This is a genomic window from Novosphingobium endophyticum (genome assembly GCF_014640675.1).
Classification (GTDB): domain Bacteria; phylum Pseudomonadota; class Alphaproteobacteria; order Sphingomonadales; family Sphingomonadaceae; genus Novosphingobium; species Novosphingobium endophyticum.
In genome coordinates, this window is the sequence record NZ_BMHK01000007.1 from 88103 (window position 1) to 106623 (window position 18521).

16 protein-coding genes are annotated in these 18521 nt (G+C 65.0%); 10 read left to right on the plus strand and 6 right to left on the minus strand.

Annotated features, from left to right (window positions below; genetic code table 11):
• The first annotated feature begins 154 nt into the window (after positions 1-154).
• Positions 155-1564 (plus strand): NfeD family protein, encoded by a 1410-nt coding sequence (locus tag IEX32_RS07205; protein WP_188769948.1) that lies wholly within the window; start codon positions 155-157, stop codon positions 1562-1564.
• Positions 1564-2340 carry a slipin family protein gene (locus IEX32_RS07210; RefSeq protein ID WP_188769950.1) on the plus strand — a complete coding sequence of 259 codons (777 nt, stop codon included), beginning with the start codon at positions 1564-1566 and terminating at the stop codon, positions 2338-2340. Before IEX32_RS07205 ends, IEX32_RS07210 begins: the two co-directional genes overlap by 1 nt.
• 37 nt (positions 2341-2377) lie before the next feature.
• On the opposite strand, the gene IEX32_RS07215 is transcribed toward IEX32_RS07210, so the two are convergent.
• Positions 2378-3178 (minus strand): metallophosphoesterase family protein, encoded by an 801-nt coding sequence (locus IEX32_RS07215; RefSeq protein ID WP_188769952.1) that lies wholly within the window; start codon positions 3176-3178, stop codon positions 2378-2380.
• Between the two features lie 228 nt (positions 3179-3406).
• On the opposite strand from IEX32_RS07215, the gene IEX32_RS07220 reads away from it, so the two are divergent.
• Positions 3407-4153, plus strand: coding sequence for a TorF family putative porin (locus IEX32_RS07220; RefSeq protein WP_188769954.1), 747 nt, complete (start codon positions 3407-3409; stop codon positions 4151-4153).
• Between the two features lie 91 nt (positions 4154-4244).
• Here the strand turns inward: IEX32_RS07220 and IEX32_RS07225 are convergent, their stop codons facing one another.
• Positions 4245-5000 (minus strand): SIMPL domain-containing protein, encoded by a 756-nt coding sequence (locus IEX32_RS07225; RefSeq protein ID WP_188769956.1) that lies wholly within the window; start codon positions 4998-5000, stop codon positions 4245-4247.
• A 95-nt stretch (positions 5001-5095) separates the two neighbouring features.
• Here IEX32_RS07225 and IEX32_RS07230 point away from each other — a divergent pair, with 95 nt between their 5' ends.
• Positions 5096-5527 carry a VOC family protein gene (locus tag IEX32_RS07230; protein ID WP_188769957.1) on the plus strand — a complete coding sequence of 144 codons (432 nt, stop codon included), beginning with the start codon at positions 5096-5098 and terminating at the stop codon, positions 5525-5527.
• Positions 5528-5543: 16 nt separating this feature from the next.
• On the opposite strand, the gene nhaA is transcribed toward IEX32_RS07230, so the two are convergent.
• Positions 5544-6746, minus strand: a complete 1203-nt coding sequence (gene nhaA / locus IEX32_RS07235; RefSeq protein WP_188769959.1) for a Na+/H+ antiporter NhaA — start codon at positions 6744-6746, stop codon at positions 5544-5546.
• A gap of 162 nt (positions 6747-6908) precedes the next feature.
• On the opposite strand from nhaA, the gene IEX32_RS07240 reads away from it, so the two are divergent.
• The 6 genes from IEX32_RS07240 (at position 6909) to IEX32_RS07260 (ending at position 12930) form a co-directional block, all read left to right on the plus strand.
• Positions 6909-7895, plus strand: a complete 987-nt coding sequence (locus IEX32_RS07240) for a glycosyltransferase (protein WP_308421029.1) — start codon at positions 6909-6911, stop codon at positions 7893-7895.
• Positions 7871-8260: a glycosyltransferase family protein gene (locus tag IEX32_RS20995; protein WP_308421030.1), complete on the plus strand. Its 390-nt coding sequence runs from the start codon at positions 7871-7873 to the stop codon at positions 8258-8260. Before IEX32_RS07240 ends, IEX32_RS20995 begins: the two co-directional genes overlap by 25 nt.
• Entirely contained in the window at positions 8257-9441 is a 1185-nt protein-coding gene (locus tag IEX32_RS07245; protein ID WP_188769961.1) for a hypothetical protein, read from the plus strand. Before IEX32_RS20995 ends, IEX32_RS07245 begins: the two co-directional genes overlap by 4 nt.
• 47 nt (positions 9442-9488) lie before the next feature.
• Complete coding sequence (locus IEX32_RS07250; RefSeq protein WP_188769963.1) at positions 9489-10403, plus strand: sulfite exporter TauE/SafE family protein; 915 nt, start codon at positions 9489-9491, stop codon at positions 10401-10403.
• Positions 10400-11152 (plus strand): TIGR02186 family protein, encoded by a 753-nt coding sequence (locus IEX32_RS07255; RefSeq protein WP_373285423.1) that lies wholly within the window; start codon positions 10400-10402, stop codon positions 11150-11152. Before IEX32_RS07250 ends, IEX32_RS07255 begins: the two co-directional genes overlap by 4 nt.
• Before the next feature lie 89 nt (positions 11153-11241).
• Complete coding sequence (locus IEX32_RS07260) at positions 11242-12930, plus strand: ATP-binding protein (protein WP_188769965.1); 1689 nt, start codon at positions 11242-11244, stop codon at positions 12928-12930.
• Between the two features lie 61 nt (positions 12931-12991).
• Here IEX32_RS07260 and IEX32_RS07265 read toward each other — a convergent pair whose 3' ends face one another.
• The 3 genes from IEX32_RS07265 to IEX32_RS07275 form a co-directional block, all read right to left on the minus strand.
• A complete protein-coding gene (locus IEX32_RS07265; RefSeq protein WP_188769966.1) occupies positions 12992-14410 on the minus strand; it encodes an MATE family efflux transporter in 1419 nt (472 codons plus the stop codon).
• Positions 14407-15153: a 7-carboxy-7-deazaguanine synthase QueE gene (locus tag IEX32_RS07270; protein ID WP_188769968.1), complete on the minus strand. Its 747-nt coding sequence runs from the start codon at positions 15151-15153 to the stop codon at positions 14407-14409. Before IEX32_RS07270 ends, IEX32_RS07265 begins: the two co-directional genes overlap by 4 nt.
• Before the next feature lie 287 nt (positions 15154-15440).
• Positions 15441-18422, minus strand: a complete 2982-nt coding sequence (locus IEX32_RS07275; protein WP_188769970.1) for a valine--tRNA ligase — start codon at positions 18420-18422, stop codon at positions 15441-15443.
• Between the last annotated feature and the right edge of the window lie 99 nt (positions 18423-18521).

Sequence of the window (18521 nt, forward strand, 5' to 3'; positions counted from 1 at the left end):
GGGCGATCGGAACGACGCACCAAGCGGTGCGTTGATCTCATATGCCGTTGACGTCCGTGGGTCGGCGCGGACCGATTCGCAATAGGGGCCGGGGTGATGGTAGAAGGTGTTTACTGCCTTCGACTTCCCGATTCTCGCAAGGGGGGAAAGAGTCATGTCGGATGAGGTGACCAGAGGAATCGCGCTTTGCTGGCGATTGGCGCTATGCCTGCTGCTGGCGCTCGTTCCGCTGTCACAGGCCTCGGCGCAAGGCGAAGTGAAACAGGCTCCCAAGACGGCCTATCTGCTGCAGATTGACGGTGCGATCGGCCCGGCTTCCGCGTCCTATATCGACCACGGCATGAACCGCGCGCGCGACGAAGGGGCGCATCTGATCATCCTGGAGATCGACACGCCGGGCGGGCTGAGCACGTCGATGCGCGAGATCATCAAGGACCTGCTGGCCTCTCCGGTGCCGGTCGTCACCTATGTCCATCCCAGCGGCGCGCGGGCAGCCAGCGCGGGCACCTACATCCTCTATGCCAGCCACGTCGCGGCAATGACGCCGGGCACCAACCTGGGCGCGGCCACGCCGATCCAGATCGGCACGATGCCTGCCGGGCCCGGAGAGGACAAGGGCAAGGAGAAGGAGGACGAGACCAAGGCGCAAGGATCGGCCGCCGAGAAGAAAGCCGTCAATGACGCCGTCGCCTTTATCCGTTCGCTGGCCGAAATGCGCGGGCGCAATGCCGAATGGGCGGAAGAGGCCGTGCGCGAGGGGGCCAGTCTTCCGGCCGACGCCGCGCTGAAGCAAGACGTGATAGACATCGTCGCGGCCGATATGACTTCGCTGCTCCGGCAACTGAACGGCAAGGAAGTGACCATTAACGGCGCCAACTACCGGATCGATACCACCGGCATCGCCCTGACGCGCCTCGAACCGAGCTGGACCAACCGCCTGCTGGCAGCGATTACCGATCCCAACGTGGCGCTGATCCTGATGATGATCGGCATCTATGGCCTGATCTTCGAATTCATGAACCCCGGGGCGTTGGTGCCGGGGACGGTCGGCGCCATCTCGCTGCTCCTTGCGCTCTATGCACTGGCGGCGCTGCCCGTGGACATGGCCGGGCTGGCGCTGGTCCTGCTCGGCGTCGCGCTGATGGTCGGGGAGGCATTCGTGCCTTCCTTCGGCGCCCTAGGCATAGGCGGGCTGGTCGCGTTCCTGCTGGGTGCGACAATCCTGTTCGACACCGACGTGCCCGAATTCCGGGTCGACTGGTCGGTGATCGCGGCGCTGGGGCTGTTCAGCCTGGCGTTCCTCGTCCTCGCCGGCCGCCTCGGCCTTCGTTCGCTACGCCAGCGCGTGGTGACGGGGCGGGAGGAGATCGTCGGCTGCACGGGTACGGTGCTGGACTGGAAGGACGGGCAAGGCCACGTCTTCGTGCGGAGCGAACGCTGGAACGCGGCCGGCCCCGCGCTGCTTGATGAAGGGGCGGCTGTCGTCGTCGACGCCCTGAATGGCCTGAAACTGACGGTATCGGCCGCCGACGACGATCCAGACCGACGCCCGGGAGAAAAATGATGGACGTATTCAATCAGTTCGGTTTCTTCATTCCGCTGATCTTCCTGATCCTCTCCTTCCTCTGGGCGGCGATCAAGATCCTGAAGGAATACGAACGCGGCGTTATTTTTACCCTCGGCCGCTTCACGTCGGTGCGGGGACCCGGCCTCATCATCCTGGTGCCTTTCATCCAGCAGATGGTGCGAACAGATCTGCGCACGGTGGTGCTCGACGTGCCGACTCAGGACGTCATCTCGCGCGATAACGTTTCGGTGAAAGTGAACGCGGTGGTCTATTTCCGGGTGATCGACCCCAGAAGCGCGATCATCCAGGTCGAGCATTTCATCGAGGCGACGAGCCAACTGGCGCAGACCACGCTGCGTTCGGTGCTGGGCAAGCACGATCTCGACGAGATGCTGGCCGAGCGTGACAAGCTGAACGCCGATATCCAGGAGATCCTCGACAAACAGACCGACGCCTGGGGCATCAAGGTGGCGAACGTCGAAATCAAGCATGTCGACCTCAACGAGAACATGGTTCGGGCGATCGCCCGCCAGGCCGAGGCCGAGCGCGAACGGCGGGCCAAGGTCATCAACGCGGAAGGCGAATTCCAGGCCGCCGCCAAACTGCTCGAAGCAGCGCAGGTGCTGTGCGAAGTGCCCGAAGCGATGCAGTTGCGTTATCTTTCCACGCTCAACCTGTTCGCGAATGAACGCAACGGCTCCACCATCGTCTTTCCCTTCCCGATGAACCTTCGCGACTGGTTCACGGTCAAGGGCGACAAGCCTTCCGGCTGACGGCAGACGATTCAGGCGAGGAGGCGGGTGCGTCGCGTCAGGCCGCGGCCGCGAATGTCGCGATGGCTCCTGCCTTGTCCTTGCGCGCCTGAATGAACCACCGGTTGGTATCCTCGATGCCGATCGCCGTCAGTGTCCCATAGAGGTAGGCGCCCGTGTCTATGCCGATCCGGTTTCGACGGATCTGCGGCTCCTCGGCTATCGTATGCCCGTGGATCACGAAGGCTCCGAAATCGCCGTCGTGGCTGAGGAACGGTTCGCGGATCCAGCGGCAGTCCGTCCCGCGTTGGTCTTCGATAGGGACCTGCGGGCGTATGCCGGCATGGACGAACAGATAGTCGCCGTTGCGTATGTATTGCCGGAAGCCGTCGAGAAATTCGACGTCGTCCCGTGGGATCGCTTCGACCATCATCCGCTGAAGTTCGTCAAAGTCGGATTCGATCAGGGCGCGCGGCTCGACACCGTATGACAGGATCGTCTCGCGCCCGCCGTATCGCAGGAAGCCGCGCAGGACTTCGACATCGGTCATGCTGGCGATCAGCATTTCCTCATGATTGCCCTTGATGAATTCGAGAGGCCGCTGCCTCGACCATTCCTTCGCCCGGGCGACAACCGCCGCGCTGTCCGCTCCTCGGTCGATCAGGTCGCCGAGCAGGATCATGGTGGTGCGCGACTCGGGCCGCGACGCATCGTCCTCCTCGATTGCCTCGATCAGCGAGTCGAAGAGGTCGATCCGGCCATGGATGTCACCGATCGCATAGACCCGCTCTCCCGGATTCAGGGAGGGACAGATCGTCTGTTGCGGCTTTCCAAGCAGGTTTCTGATCCTGGTCAGCATGAATGGTAAATAGAGTGCCGGCGGGGGAGCGGCAAGGACGGAGGGCACCTCGCATGCGTGGCAAAAAGTCCACACTTGTTGTCTGGATTGTTGCAGGATTGAAATTTTTCTTGTCCCAGCGCGTGTTGCGGTGCAGCAATGCGCGCCTGTTGTGACCGGCCCCGGAAGAGGGCCGAGGCAGCGACGCAGGTGGGACGAGGCAACAGAAGAATTTAGTGAGGGAACATTATGCTTACGTCCGTCCGCGGCCTTGCCGCCGCAACCCTTCTCGCAGGTACCGCATTCGCAGCCACTCCGGCATTCGCGGATGATGCCGGTGTCCCGTCGGACATCACCATCTCGGGCAACGCTTCGCTCGTCACCGAATACCGCTTCCGCGGCGTTGATCTGTCGGGCGGCGACATTGCCGTGCAGGGCGGCGTCGACGTCGGCCACGCCAGCGGCTTCTATGTCGGCGCCTGGGGCTCGTCGCTCGATGAGGACACCGTCGGTTTCGGTCACACCGAGCTCGACCTCTACGGCGGTTGGTCGGGTGAAGTCACCCCCGGCCTGACGGCCGATGTGGGCGTGATCTACTATGCTTACCCGAACGCTCCGGCGGGTGATTTCGACTATGTCGAGGTCTACGGCTCGCTCAGCGGCAGCTTCGGCCCGGCCAGCGTGACTGCCGGCGTCGCCTATGCTCCCGATCAGGACTCGCTGGGCGACAGCGACAACCTCTATCTCTACACCGATCTGGGTGTGGGCATTCCGAACACGCCGATCAGCCTTTCGGCGCACCTCGGCTACACCGACGGCTTCCTGACGTTCACCAACGACAGCAAGGCCTTCGACTGGTCGGTCGGCGCGTCGTTCGCCGTCAACGACAACCTTTCGCTCGGCGTCTCCTACGTCGATGCCGAAGGCGACTATCTGCCCGGTGACTACAAGTTCACCGACAGCGCCGTTGTGGGATCGCTCTCGGTTTCGTTCTGATCGACAGCGAACCGAAGCGAATCCGCTTCGCAGGAGGAGCCCGTCCGGATATGTCCGGGCGGGTTTTTCCGTTTTCGGGGATGCCGGGACACTACTTCAGGTAGAAGTCGACCGTGGTGACGACGCGGACCTTCTTGTAGGGCGTATCGGACACGCCCCAGCCACCGCCGGAATCTCCGTCGCGCGCGTCGATCGAGAAGTACCCTTGCGTCGCTGTCTTGATCGCGCCCACTTCGGCGCCGCTGTCCTCGGCGAATTGCTCGGCGGCGGCGCGCGCGTCCTTCGTGGCCTCGGCGACCATTTCCGGCTTGATGCCGTTGAGCCCGGTGAAGGTGTAGGACATCCCCGAACCTTCCTCGAGGATCACGCCGCGCCGCACGAGCTCGAACTGGCGCCGGACGGCTTCCTGGGCGCGCTTGATGTCGCTGCTGCGCAGGGTCATCCGCTGACGCACAGTGAAGGTCGGCACGCCGTTGTCCTTGTACTGTGACACGTTGACGCCGGTGGGCTGGAGCGTATCGGCGGGAAAGCCAAGTTCGCGGAAAAACTGCCGTATCTGCGCCGTGTCATCGTCCACGTCGCTTTGCGCTTCCGACAGGTTGCTCGCGCTCGAGGAGTAGGTGATCGTCCAGGTAGCAAGGTCGGCGGTCACGTCGCGCTCCGCAAGGCCGCGCACGGTGACCGACCGGTCGGCGCGATGGGCTCGCTTCAGGCCATCGCCGAGGGCATAGCCGCCGACGATCAGGCCCGCCGCGAGAATGGCGGAACTCGCCAGCCAGCGACGCGTTTGGGGCTGGGCAAGGAACGCGGTGGAGCGGGCGGCGACTTCTGGGCTATCGTCGGGCATTGCGGTTCTCCCTGGTGGCTGCCTATTGATGCCGTGGAATGACTGTATCGTCGATGAACGGTTCTTCCATTGCGACGAGTTGAAGGAATATGCCCGTGACGAAGTACCTCCACACCATGATTCGCGTGACCGATCCGGAAGCGACGGTCCGCTTCTTCGGACTGATCGGCCTGAGGGAGACGCGGCGGTTCTCGAACGAGAAAGGGCGCTTCACGCTCATTTTCCTCGCCGCCCCCGGGCAGGAGGACGCCGAGGTCGAGCTGACCTACAACTGGCCGGCCGAGGACGGCTCGCAGGAGGAATACGGCGGCGGACGCAATTTCGGCCATCTCGCCTACCGGGTCGATGACATCTATGCGACCTGCCAGCGACTGATGGACGCCGGCGTCACGATCAATCGCCCGCCGCGAGACGGGCACATGGCCTTCGTTCGCACCCCCGACGGGATATCGGTCGAACTCCTGCAGGACGGCACGCTGGAGTCCGCCGAGCCCTGGGCCAGCATGCCCAACGTCGGGGAGTGGTAGGCCGGGCGGTTCCGGTTCAGCCCTCGACAGGCGGCGCGGGTGGCCGCGCCGCCAGGCGCAGGATTGCATAGCCCAGCAGCGAGGAGAACAGCGAGCCGACCAGCACGCCGAGCTTGGCTTCCTCGATCAGCACCGGATGCATGGGAAACGCCAGCGCACCGATGAACAGGCTCATCGTGAAGCCGATGCCGCACAGGACCGACATGCCCCACAACTGGACCCAACTCGCCCCGGCGGGGCGCGGCGCGAAGCCGAGGCGGTCCGACGCCACGATGGCCGTGAAGATGCCGAGCTGCTTGCCGACGAACAGGCCGAGGGCAATGCCGAGCGGAACCGGGTCGAGCAGGCCCGCGAGGCCGATACCCGCCAGCGCGACGCCGGCGTTGGCGAAGCCGAACAGCGGCACGATGATATAGCTGTTCCACGGCACCAGCGCGTGCTCCAGGCGCAACAGCATGCTGTCGCCGCCGCGCAGCTTGAGCGGAATGGTGAACGCGAAGACGACGCCCGCGATCGTCGCGTGGATGCCGCTGTAGAGCACGCAGTACCACAGGCCGATGCCGAGCAGCAGATAGATCCATACGTGCCGCACACCGCCGCGGTTGGCGAAGATCAGGGCGCCCAGGATGACCAGCGCGCCCACGCCCCACGCCAGCTTGATCTGCGCGGTGTAGAACAGCGCGATGATGATGACCGCGCCGAGGTCGTCGACGATCGCGACCGTCAGCAGGAACAGCCGCAGCGAGGGCGGAATGCGGTTGCCGAGCAGCCCGAGCACGCCCACGGCGAAGGCGATGTCGGTCGCGGCGGGAATGGCCCAGCCGCGCTGCATCGTCTGGCCCGTCCCGGCCGTCAGCAGATAGATCAGCGCCGGTACGATCATGCCCGCGGCGGCGGCCAGCACGGGAAGCCGGCGCTTGGCCGGGCTCGAAAGCTCTCCGTCGAGGATCTCCCGCTTGATCTCCAGGCCGACGACGAAGAAGAAAATCGCCATCAATGCGTCGTTGATCCACAAGTGGAACGTGTCGAGCTTCGCGACCGGCGTCCACGCCAGCTGGTCGTGGAACAGGTCGTGGTAGCCGTGCGCCCAAGTCGAGTTGGCGGCGAACAGGGCAAGGGCGGCGACGACGATCAGCAGAACGCCGGCCGATGCCTCTCCGCCCATTAACTTTGTGAAAGCGCGCGCCAATTTGTTGGCGAAATGTCGATGCGTGGTCATAATCGGTTTTGGTCAGACTTTCTGGATACGCGATCGCGGGAATATCCTGCCAGTAAAGGAATGTCTTTCTGTGCAGAAAGTTTAGTGCGGATGGGGGGCTTCGTGCATTTTGGAGATGTTGTTCAATACACGATTAAATTTCTGCAACTTGTCGAGTAGGAAATGCTGCTGTTCACCGCCTTCTGGTTTCTTGTCGGTGCGGTTGACGACATGGCGCTCGATTTGTGCTGGATATGGCTGAAACTGACGGGGAAAGCGCGCACGGAGCGGATTTCGCACGAACGCGGCAGTGCACCGCTGGAAGGACGCGCGGCGATCCTGATCGCCGCCTGGCAGGAAGAACAGGTCATTGGCCATACCGTTCACCATGCTCTGTCCGTCTGGCAGCAAGATGACTTCACCCTCTACGTCGGTTGCTATGGCAACGACCCGGCGACGGTATCGGCTGCCATGGCCGGAGCCGGCAATGATCCGCGTATCCGGGTCGTCATCCACGAGAATGCCGGGCCTACGACCAAAGCGGATTGCCTGAACCGCCTCTACACCGCCCTTTGCGACGACGAACGACGATATGGCTACCGCTTCAAGAGCGTCGTCTTGCACGATTCGGAGGATATGGTCCACCCGGCGGAGCTGGCAGTCATCGACTCCGCGCTTTCGAGCGCGGACTTCGTGCAACTGCCCGTCCGCCCGGAGCCGCAACCGCACTCGCGCTGGGTCGGAGGGCATTACTCCGACGAATTCACCGAAGCCCATGCCAAGTCGCTGGTCGTTCGCGATGCGCTGGGGGCAGCGATTCCGGCGGCGGGCGTTGCCTGCGGGTTCTCGCGGGACATCCTTGCGCTGATTGCCGAGAGGCGCCGCGCCGAGGGCGGAGCGGGGCCTTTCGCTGCCGAATGCCTGACCGAGGACTATGAGCTGGGTGTACTGGTCTGGCGCGAAGGCGGACACTCGCGGTTCCTGCGTATTCGCGACGAGGACGCGCAGCTTGTCGCGACACGCGCGTACTTCCCCGCCAGCCTCGCGAATTCGGTGCGCCAGAAGACCCGCTGGATGCACGGCATTGCGTTTCAGGGCTGGGACCGGCTTGGCTGGGCGACCAAGTTTTCCGACTGGGGATGGCCTTGCGCGATCGGCGGGGGCCGCTGACCGCCATCGTCCTGACCTGCGGATATGCGCTGGTGGTGATCGAGGGGCTGCTCGGCTTCGCCTGGTTCTATGGCTGGCGCTCCGAAATGGCCATATCGCCCACGCTGAAGGCCATGCTGTTGCTCTGTCTCGCAAGCCTGCTGTGGCGCGGCACCTGCCGCATGGTCTTCACCGCGCGCGAATATGGATGGACCGAGGGCATGCGCGCCGTGCTGCGAATGCCGGTCGCCAACATTATCGTCATCATGGCCGGCCGCCGCGCGCTCGCTCGCTACGTCCGGACCCTTCGCGGCGGAGCGATCGCCTGGGACAAGACGCGGCATGATGTCCATCCTGCCGGCTCCGAAGCCGGAGTGTCGGGGTGAGCGGCGTGCGAGGACAGCCGCTCGTCGCGCTGCTGGCGGTGCTGGGAGGTTGGATCGGCGGCAGGCTGACGACCTGGGAGCCGCCCGTGCTGGTCAAGGCAGCGGCGGCGAGCGAACATGGCGCGGGCGTGGCCGGTGCGCTGCGGGGCGGGTTCGTGTTCGATACCGTGATCGGAGCGCAATCTCTGCCCGGCTCGGGCGCGGTCCCGCACTCCACCGGCTACGTCGCGGTACCTCGGGCTGTTTCCGGGGCGGTCCGTTCGCCGGGCGCCCGCGCGGGGCACGCCTCTTCCGCGTTCCGGGAGCTGGCGGCGCATAGCTGGGGACCGTCGGCAAGAATGTTCGCGCCGCCGTCTGCGGACAGGCGCGACACTTTTGCGATGAATGCCAGCCGGCACGAGCCCCGCCTTTCCGACTATCCCTGGTTGCCGCCCATCTTCGCTCTGGCCGCCCAGCCTTCGCCGCCGCCGGTCGCGGCGACGGGCGGGACGACCGCAAGTGGGGGACAAGAGAGCGGAAGGCCCCGGCGCTGGTCCGCTGATGCCTGGTCGCTGATGCGGAGCGGGGGAGGCGGCGCGCTTGTCTCCGGCGCCTTGCCCGCGACATATGGCGCAAGCCAGGCGGGGGCGGTGCTGAGATACCGTATCGCGCCGCGCAGCCGCTATCGCCCGACCGCCTACTTGCGTACGACCTCCACGCTCGGGCAGTTGCGCGAGACATCCGCCGCTCTCGGCGTTGCGGCCCGGCCCATGCCGTCGCTGCCGGTGGTTGCGGCGGTCGAAGCGCGGATGACCGACCATGCCGGGATGCGCCGTTTCCACCCGGCGGTCATGGCCGTGACCGAACTGCCGCCGTTCGAGCTGCCGCTGGCGATGCGCGGCGAGGCCTATGCCCAGGCGGGATATGTCGGCGGCATGTTCGCAACGCCTTTCGCGGACGGCCAGTTCCGATTCGATCGTTCCCTCTATCGGCTGGGCGCCGTCGACGCGCGCCTGGGAGGGGCTGTCTGGGGCGGCGTGCAGAAGGGGGCAGGGCGCCTCGACCTGGGGCCGTCCGCGACGATCTCGATGCCGCTGGGCCGGGGCACCTACGGCCGCGTCGCGCTCGACTGGAGGTTCCGTGTCGCGGGTAATGCAAAGCCGGGATCGGGTCCCGCGATCACTCTTTCCGCAGGTTTCTGAATCGCTGCTTTTCTCCGTCCCCATGCTGCGGTAGCGAGAACGTAGCAATGGACGTCTATCTTCCCATCGCCAACCTTTCGGTCAATGGCCTGGTCATCGTCGCGCTTGGCGCGCTGACGGGTATCCTGTCGGGCATGTTCGGCGTGGGCGGGGGGTTCCTGACGACGCCGCTGATGATCTTCTACGGCATCCCGCCCACCGTTGCCGCCGCATCGGCGGCCAGCCAGGTTACCGGCGCCAGCGTTTCCGGCGTCTTTGCCCATACACGCAGCGGCGGCGTCGACTACCAGATGGGCTCGGTGATGGTGGCGGGAGGCATCTTCGGCACCGGAATCGGCGCGCTTCTGTTCAATCTGCTCGAACGACTGGGTCAGATCGATACGGTCATCAACATTCTCTATGTGCTCCTGCTGGGCTCTATCGGCGGACTCATGGCCAAGGAGAGCATCCAGACGATCCTTGCCGAGCGCAGCGGCGTCCCGCTTGCCGCCCGCAAGCGCCGCCATCACCCGATGGTGGCGAGCCTGCCGATGCGCTGGCGCTTCTACCGCTCGGGCCTCTACATCTCGCCGCTGGCGCCGCTGCTTCTGGGGGTCGCCACTGGTATTCTCACCATGCTGATGGGCATCGGCGGCGGGTTCATTCTGGTGCCCGCCATGCTCTACATCCTCGGCATGAGCGCAAATGTCGTGGTCGGCACGTCGCTGTTCCAGATTCTTTTCGTCACCATGGCGACGACGATGATGCACGCGCTGACGACGCGGGCCGTCGACATCGTCCTCGCGTCGCTGTTGCTGCTGGGTTCGGTGACCGGCGCGCAACTGGGCGCGCAGTTCGCGCAGAAAGCGAGCCCCGTGCGGTTGCGTCTGGTCCTGGCCGTCATTGTCCTGCTGGTGGCAGGGCGCATGGCGCTCGGGCTGGGCTACCGGCCGGGTGACATCTACACGGCTGCGCCGCTGTGAGGGCCTTGCTGGCCCTTGTCGCTCTCGTCATGCTGAGCGCCGCGCGTGACCCGATCCTTGTGCCCGAAGTATCGCAGCATGAAGTCGATCTCCAGCAAGGCTTCACCGGGACCGAGCTGCTGCTCTTCGGCGCGATCCTCACGCCCGAAGGCTCGCGTGCCGCGCAGGATTACGACATCGTCGTTGTTCTCAAGGGGCCGACCCAGTCTATCGTCCTGCGCGAGAAGGAAAAGGTGGCCGGCATCTGGATCAACGCCGCAAGCACCGAGTTCCGGTCCGCGCCGTCCTACTACGCCATCGCCTCCACCCGGCCGATCTCCGAGATTGTCGACGACAAGACCGCCGCGATCTATGAACTGGGCCTGCAGTGGCTTCAGCTTTCGCCGATCGGCGCCATCAACCCCGATGAACAGGCGCGCTTTTCCGCCGGACTGGTCGAGCTCAATCGCAAGAACGGCCTCTACCGCCAGGAAGAGGGCGGCGTGCAGGTGAGCGAACAGGTGCTCTACCAGGCGCGCATCGATCTGCCGTCAAGCGTGCCGATCGGCACCTATACCGCCGAGACTTTCGCTATTTCCGATGGCCGGGTCGTCGCTTCCGCCAGCAGCCGGGTCGAAGTCCGCAAGCTCGGATTCGAACGTGCGGTTGCGAATTTCGCCGAAGGCTACGGTTTTGCCTATGGCCTGCTTGCGGTCTTTGTCTCGGTCGGGATGGGATGGCTTGCCGGGCGCCTGTTCGCGCTGATCTGATCCGCGGGAGCCGTCTTTTCGGGCGGTTCTTTAGCGCGATGTTAACCGGCCGCCCCTAGTCAAGGGCAACAGCGATTTACCGGTGCCACATGAACCAGATGCGTATCGACGGCTTCACCCAGGCGACTGCTACCGAGGGGACCGGCGCTCCGGACGGCCGCGCCGGAACGAGCGAGAACGGGCAGGCGCCGATCGGCATCGTCATCGAGGTCGGCGGCGCGGGCAGCCGTATCGCACTGGATACCGAAAGACTGGCCGAAGTCGCCATGGACGGCGATGCGACCGTGGCGTTGTCGGGACAGGTGGGCAGCCAGGTCAAGCTTCGTGTCGGTACCGGCTGGCTGCTCGCCAGCATCCGCAGCCAGAAGCAGGACCATTCAATTCCCGGCGGCATCGTCGCCGACGCGGACTTCCTCGGCGAAGGCGAGGAAGAACGCCTGACGAAACGCATCCACAGCTTTCGTCGCGGGGTTACCTTCTATCCGGTTCCGGGCGCTCCCGTCTATCCGGCGACGAGCGAGGATCTGCGGCAGATCTATGCGAGCGACGGGCGCAGCGCGATCCAGATCGGCAACGTCTATCCCACCAGGAACATCCGCGCCGGCCTTTTTGTCGACGCGCTGCTCAGCAAGCACTTCGCGCTGCTGGGTTCGACCGGCACCGGCAAGTCGACCAGCGCGGCCCTGATCCTGCACCGGATCTGCGAGCACGCGCCCGAAGGCCACATCATCATGATCGATCCGCATGGTGAGTACTCGGCGGCGTTCCGCGAGACAGGGGTGATCCTCGACGTCTCCAACCTGCAGATGCCCTACTGGCTGATGAACTTCGAGGAGCATTGCGAGATATTGCTCACCTCGCGCGGGGACGATCGCCAACTCGATGCCGAAATTCTGGCCAAGTGCCTGCTCGAGGCGCGGATGAAGAACCGGCTGGCGGAGACGGTGGGCAAGATCACGGTGGATTCGCCGATCCCCTACCTGCTCTCGGACCTGGGCAGCAGCATCAACAACGCGATGGGCAAGCTCGACAAGGGGCATTCCAGCGCGTCCTACATGCGTATCCGCAACCGGCTCGACGAACTCAAGGGCGATCCGCGCTACCATTTCATGTTCTCCGGCATGCTCGTTGGCGATACGATGGCTGACTTCATATCGAGGCTGTTCCGCCTGCCCTCTCGCGGCAAGCCGATCTCGATCATCGACGTCTCGGGCGTGCCTTCGGACATCACTTCGACGGTCGTCGCGGTGCTCAGCCGCCTTGTCTTCGACTTCGCGGTCTGGTCGCGCGAGGAGAAGACGCGGCCGATCCTGATCGTCTGCGAAGAGGCCCACCGCTACGTCCCCAACGAAAAGAACGCCGATGGCTCGTCGGTCGGGCGCGTGCTGTCGCGGATCGCCAAGGAAGGCCGCAAGTACGGCATTTCGCTCGGCCTCATTACCCAGCGGCCGTCCGACCTTGCCGAGGGCGTGCTGTCGCAGTGCGGCACGATCATCGCGATGCGCCTCAATAACGACCGCGATCAGGCCTTCGTGCGCGGGGCGATGCCCGAAGGCGCGCGCGGCTTTCTCGATTCCATTCCGGCGCTGCGCAACCGCGAGTGCATCATCTGCGGCGAAGGCGTGACCATCCCGACGCGCGTCTCCTTCGATGATCTCGAAGAATTCAGGCGTCCCGCCTCCGACGACCCGTCCTTCACCCAGCTCTGGAACAGCACCGGCGGCGAGGAGGAGATGGTGCAGCGGACCGTCCGGCGCTGGCGCGCCCAGGGGCGCTAGAGCATCATGCGCTTGATCTGCATCGACCTGACTCTGATTTTGCGCAATTCGCTATAGTCCCCTAAAGCGCCTCGTCCCGCCGCCACTTCCCGCGGCGGTAGTAGAGCACCGTCACCGCCACCGTCACGGCTGAGCCGATGGGGTAGGCCCACCACAGGGCCTCTCCGCCGATGTACGGATAGGCAATGGCATAGAAGCCGATCCGGCCCGGGTAGAGCCCGAGAAACATGATCACCAGAGGCGCCATCACCACGCCATAGGCGCGCAGCGTCCCGATGAGGACCATGGTGACGCTCACGATCACGAAGGAGGTCGTGCAGATCAGCTGAATATGCTCGGCCATCGGCATGGCCGGGCTGTCGCCGCCGAGGAAGAGGGCCAGGAGCGGGTGATCGAAGACCACGATCAGCGTGGCGATCGCGCTCGTCAGCCCCAGGTTGCTCGCGATGCCTACCCGCGTCACCTTGTCCACCCGCGCGTGATCGCGCGCGCCGATTGTCTGCGCCACCATCGCGGACACCGCAGAACTGAGCGCGAAGGCCGGCATCTGCAGGTAGTTCCACAGTTGCAGCGAGGCCCCATAGGCAGCCGCTACGTTCAGGCCTTCGCGGTTGACGAGGCCGATCATGACCAGCCCCGCCGACGTGGAGATCAGCATCTGCGCGCCCATCGGCAGACCCTTGCTCACCACATAGCCGAGTTCCTCGCGCCGGGGCACGAGGTAACCGAGTTCCTCGCCGCGCAGACGCAGCGGCAGGTCGCGGCGGTAGATACGCCAGACCTGGTATGCGCAACCGGCGAAATTGGCGATGGCGGTGGCAAGGGCCGAACCGGCGATCCCCAGCGACGGCAACGGTCCCAGGCCGCGGATCAGCAGCGGGTTGAGCACGATGTCGAGCGCGACGGTGAGGATCATCGCATAGAGCGGCGTGCGCGAGTCGCCCGTGCCGCGCAAGCCCATCGAGATCATCGTCGAGGCCGCGCCCAGCGGCATGGTGACGAAGACGACCCGCAGATAGGCCATGGCCTGCAGCAGGCTGGCTTCCGGCGTACCGAGCAGATGCAGCAGCCAAGGCGTCGTCAGCCATCCGGCCAGTCCCACGCCTGCGGACAGCAAGACGCAAAATCCCACGCCCGTGCCGAAGGCGCTGCGTGCTGCGTCGATCTTCCGAGCGCCGAAATGCTGGCCCACGCGCACCGTCGTCGCCATGCCGAAGCCGAACACCGCCGCGAAGAGCAGGAACATCACCAGGTTCGCATTGGCCGTTGCCACCAGCGCGCTCTCACCGATCAGGCGTCCGACCCAGATCGCGTTGACCGACCCGTTGAGCGTCTGGAGGATGTTGGCGAGCAGCATCGGGATCGAGAACAGCATCAGCGTCCGGAAGATCGGCCCCTGGGTCAGGTCGCCGCGTATCGCTGACGAGCCGGAGGCCTCCGGCTCGATCTCGCCGGCCGGGATCGGGGGCGCTTCGGTCATGTGCCTCTCGTGTCGCCCCACAGGTGGATGTGCAAGCGATCGGTGAAGCGATAGCCCAGCTCTCCGCAGATTTCTGCGAGCCATGCCGAGCGCGCGCGAATGACATCGCTGGAGCGTCCCTCGGGCATCAGAAAGATACGCGAGCCCGGAATGGCGTGGGCTTGCTGGAGCGCGCGCACTTCTTCGACATCCTCCGGCGAGGCGATCACGAACTTGAACCAGGCGCGCGCTTCGGCGGCCCAGGCGGCAAGGCGTTCCGGGATCAGCGCGAGGTCCGCCGGATTGCCGCTGTGGGCGAGCTTGGGGCTGACGTTATACTGGTGGACCCGGTGATCGAGCGCCGGATGCGGGGCCACCGTGCCGTTGGTCTCGATCTCGATGTGCATGCCGGGGCGCGAGGCATCGAGAGCCCCGATCATCCGCGCGAGCGCCGCGCCCTGCAGCAGCGGCTCGCCTCCGGTCACGACGAGGCGGTCCGGAGGCAGGGCGGCGATGCGCTCCGCCACGTCTTCCTCACCAAGCACGATCTGGTTGGCCTTGCGCTCGAAGGAAAGGCCGTCGCGGTGCGGCCGGTTGTCGCCCTCGAAGCGCCAGGTGTAGGCGGTGTCGCACCAGATGCAGGCGAGATTGCAGCGCGAGAGGCGCACGAACGTGCTCGGCCGGCCCATGGATGGGCCTTCGCCCTGCAGCGAGGCGAAGATTTCCGGTTCACCCGGGGTGGTCGTGGCGAGAGTTAGAGACACAAGGTTACAGGTCAGGTTTACACGGTTTACAGGGTCCAGCGGAAGAGGTTTCACCTTGCGCCGGATTGGCGTTGTTCGGGCGGGGGAGAATGGTCATCGGGCGACAGTGGCAGACGGGGCGTCACTAGGAAAATGCAAATGCGCCGCGGCCTCATCCCCCCCGTCGCCCCTGCGCAGGCAGGGGCCCAACCGAACTTTCTACAGCACGCCGACGTTGGGACGAGAGTGCCAGGTCAGTTGGGCCCCTGCCTGCGCAGGGGCGACGGAACATTATTGAGCCAAAGCCATCACCCCAACCGCGCCAGCGCCGCCGCCAGCCGCTCCGCCTCCGCCGCGTGGTGCGCGTGATCGGCGCGGGCCTTCTCGACCGCCTCGGGCTTGGCCTTCTCGACGAACTTGGGGTTCGACAGGCGCCCTTCGAGCGATTTGGCTTCCTTCTGCGCGGCGGCGAGGGCCTTTTCGAGGCGGGCCTTCTCGGCGGCGATGTCGATCACGCCTTCGAGGGGGATCGCCAGCATGGCATCACCCGCGCCGACTTGCAGCATCGCGCCACCCGGGGGCGCTTCGAACCGGATCGCATCGAGGCGCGCCAGCCGGTCGATAGCCGCGCCGTTGCGTTCGACGATCGCTCTGGTGGCCTCGCTCGGGTCGGCAAGGTAGGCGGTCAGGCGCGCGCCCGGAGCTATCCCGAGTTCGGCCTTTGCGCCGCGCAGGTTGCCGATCAGGGCGATCAGCCATTCGACTTCGGCCTTGGCAACGGCATCAACCGATGCATTCGGCTCCGGCCACTTGGCGGTAATCAGCGGATAGCCGGGCCGCTCACCCATCTTGCTCCATAGCTCTTCGGTGACGAAGGGCATGAAAGGGTGCAGCATGACGAGGATCTGGTCGAGCACCCAGCCGGCGACCAGCTTGGTCTCCTCGTCGAAGTTGCCCTTCACCAGTTCGATGTACCAGTCGCAGAACTGATCCCAGACGAAATGATAGATCGCATGGGCAGCCGCGTCGAAGCGCAGGTCGGCCATGGCCTTGTCGAGTTCGGCCAGCGTCTCGACCACTTCGCCGATGATCCACTTGTTGACCGCCAGCGTGGCCTCGGGCGCGGCGACCGAGGTGCTCGCGCCGATGCCGTTCGACTGGCAGAAGCGCGCGGCGTTCCACAGCTTGGTGGCGAAGTTGCGGTAACCCTCGACGCGCTTCTCGTCCATCTTCACATCGCGGCCCTGGCTCTCCATGGCGGCCATGAAGAAGCGCAGCGCGTCGGCGCCGTATTTGTCGATGAGGCCCAGCGGATCGACCACGTTGCCCTTGGACTTGGACATCTTCTGCCCGTCCGCCGCGCGCACGAGGCCATGCAGGTAGAGCCGCCGCCACGGCGCGTCCTTCATGAAGTGAATGCCCTGCATCGCCATGCGTGCGTCCCAGAAGAACAGGATGTCGAAGCCGGAGATCAGCAGGTCGTTGGGGTAATGGCGGGAGAGGAGGGAAGCCCGATCCTCCCCCACCGGGGGAGGGGGACCGCCCGCGAAGCGGGTGGTGGAGGGGTCTGGTCCGGCGGTGAGATCGCGCCTTGCCGCGCCCCCGCCGTCAGCGCTGCGCGCTGCCACCTCCCCCGAGGGGGGAGGATTTTGCTCTTCCGGCCAGCCGAGCGTGGCGAAGGGCCAGAGGGCGGAGGAGAACCAGGTGTCGAGGACGTCGGGTTCTTGACGGATCACAGGCTTTTCTTTTGAACTGAATAGCTCGGCTGGATCTGACACTTCATCTGCGAATACAATCTGGTCCGGTGCGACTCCGTAGTAAGAGGCAAACTTTTGTCGCGCGTCATCTTTCCCATACGCGGCAATGTAATGCCCTTGTGAGAATACGAAGCCGGGTCCCCCCATTACGAAATTGAAGTCTGGCGAGTTCAAAACTTCATTCTTGGTGCCATACCATACTGGCACCTGATGCCCCCACCACAACTGGCGTGACACACACCAAGGCTGGATATTCTCCATCCAGTTGAAGAACGTCTTTTCCCACGTCTTCGGCACGATCTCGATCGCGCCAGAGCGCACCGCCTCGATCGCCGGTTTCGCCAAAGTCTCGGCATCGACGTACCACTGGTCGGTCAGCCACGGCTCGATTACCACGCCGCCGCGGTCGCCGAAGGGTGTCTGGATCGTGCGCGGCTCGGCCTCGTGCTCGTTGCCTTCCTTATCCACGTAAGGGACGAGGAAGTCCGGCTTCATTTCGGCGATGACCAGCTCGCGGGCGCCATCGACGCCGTCTTTGCGGAAACGATGCAAGCCAAGGAAGCGCTCGGGAATAAGCCCATCCGCCGTCTGCACCACATTGGCCTCGGCATCGAACATGTTGAGCATGTCCGCCGGCCTGATCCCGGCGCGCTTGCCCACGTCGAAGTCGTTGAAGTCATGCCCCGGCGTGATCTTCACCGCGCCGCTGCCCAGCTCGGGATCGGCGTGCTCGTCGCCCACGACCTTGAAGCGGCGGCCGGTGATGGGCTGGAGGATGTCCTTGCCGATCACGTCCTTGTAGCGCGGGTCTTCGGGATGAACGGCGACGGCCATGTCGGCCAGCATCGTCTCGGGCCGTGTGGTGGCGACGACGATGTGGTCCGCGCCCTCGGCGGTCCTGACGCCGTCCGCCAGCGGATACCTGAAGTGCCAGAAGCCGCCCTGCGTCTCGCGCGTTTCCACCTCGAGGTCGCTGATCGCGGTCTTGAGCCTGGGGTCCCAGTTCACCAGCCGCTTGTCACGGTAGATCAGGCCCTCGTTGTAGAGGTCGACGAAGACCTTCACCACCGCTTTCGTAAAGTGCGGGTCCATGGTGAACTGCTCGCGCGACCAGTCCATCGAGCAGCCGAGGCGGCGGAGCTGGCGGGTGATGGTCCCGCCGCTCTCGTGCTTCCATTCCCAGACCTTGTCGATGAACTCTTCGCGCGTGTAGTTGGTGCGCTTGTCCTGCCGCGCTTCCATCTGGCGCTCGACCACCATCTGCGTGGCGATGCCCGCGTGGTCGGTGCCCACCACCCACAGCGCGTCCTTGCCGCGCAGGCGCTCGTAGCGGATCACCACGTCCTGCAGTGTGTTGTCGAGCGCGTGGCCGATGTGCAGGCTGCCCGTCACGTTCGGCGGCGGGTTGACGATGGTGAAAGGCTGGGCGTCCGGCCGCTCGGGACGGAACAGGCCGTTTTCCTCCCAGTGAGCGTACCACTTTGCCTCGATCGGGGCGGGGTCGAAAGTCTTGTCGAGAGCGCTGTCAGTCATGGCGCGGGGCTTTGCCAGCGACCGGGGCCGGGTGCAAGTTGCCAGTCGCGCGCGGCCTTCTTCGTATGCCTTGGTTTCGCCCGAGTTGCCTGCGAGTGT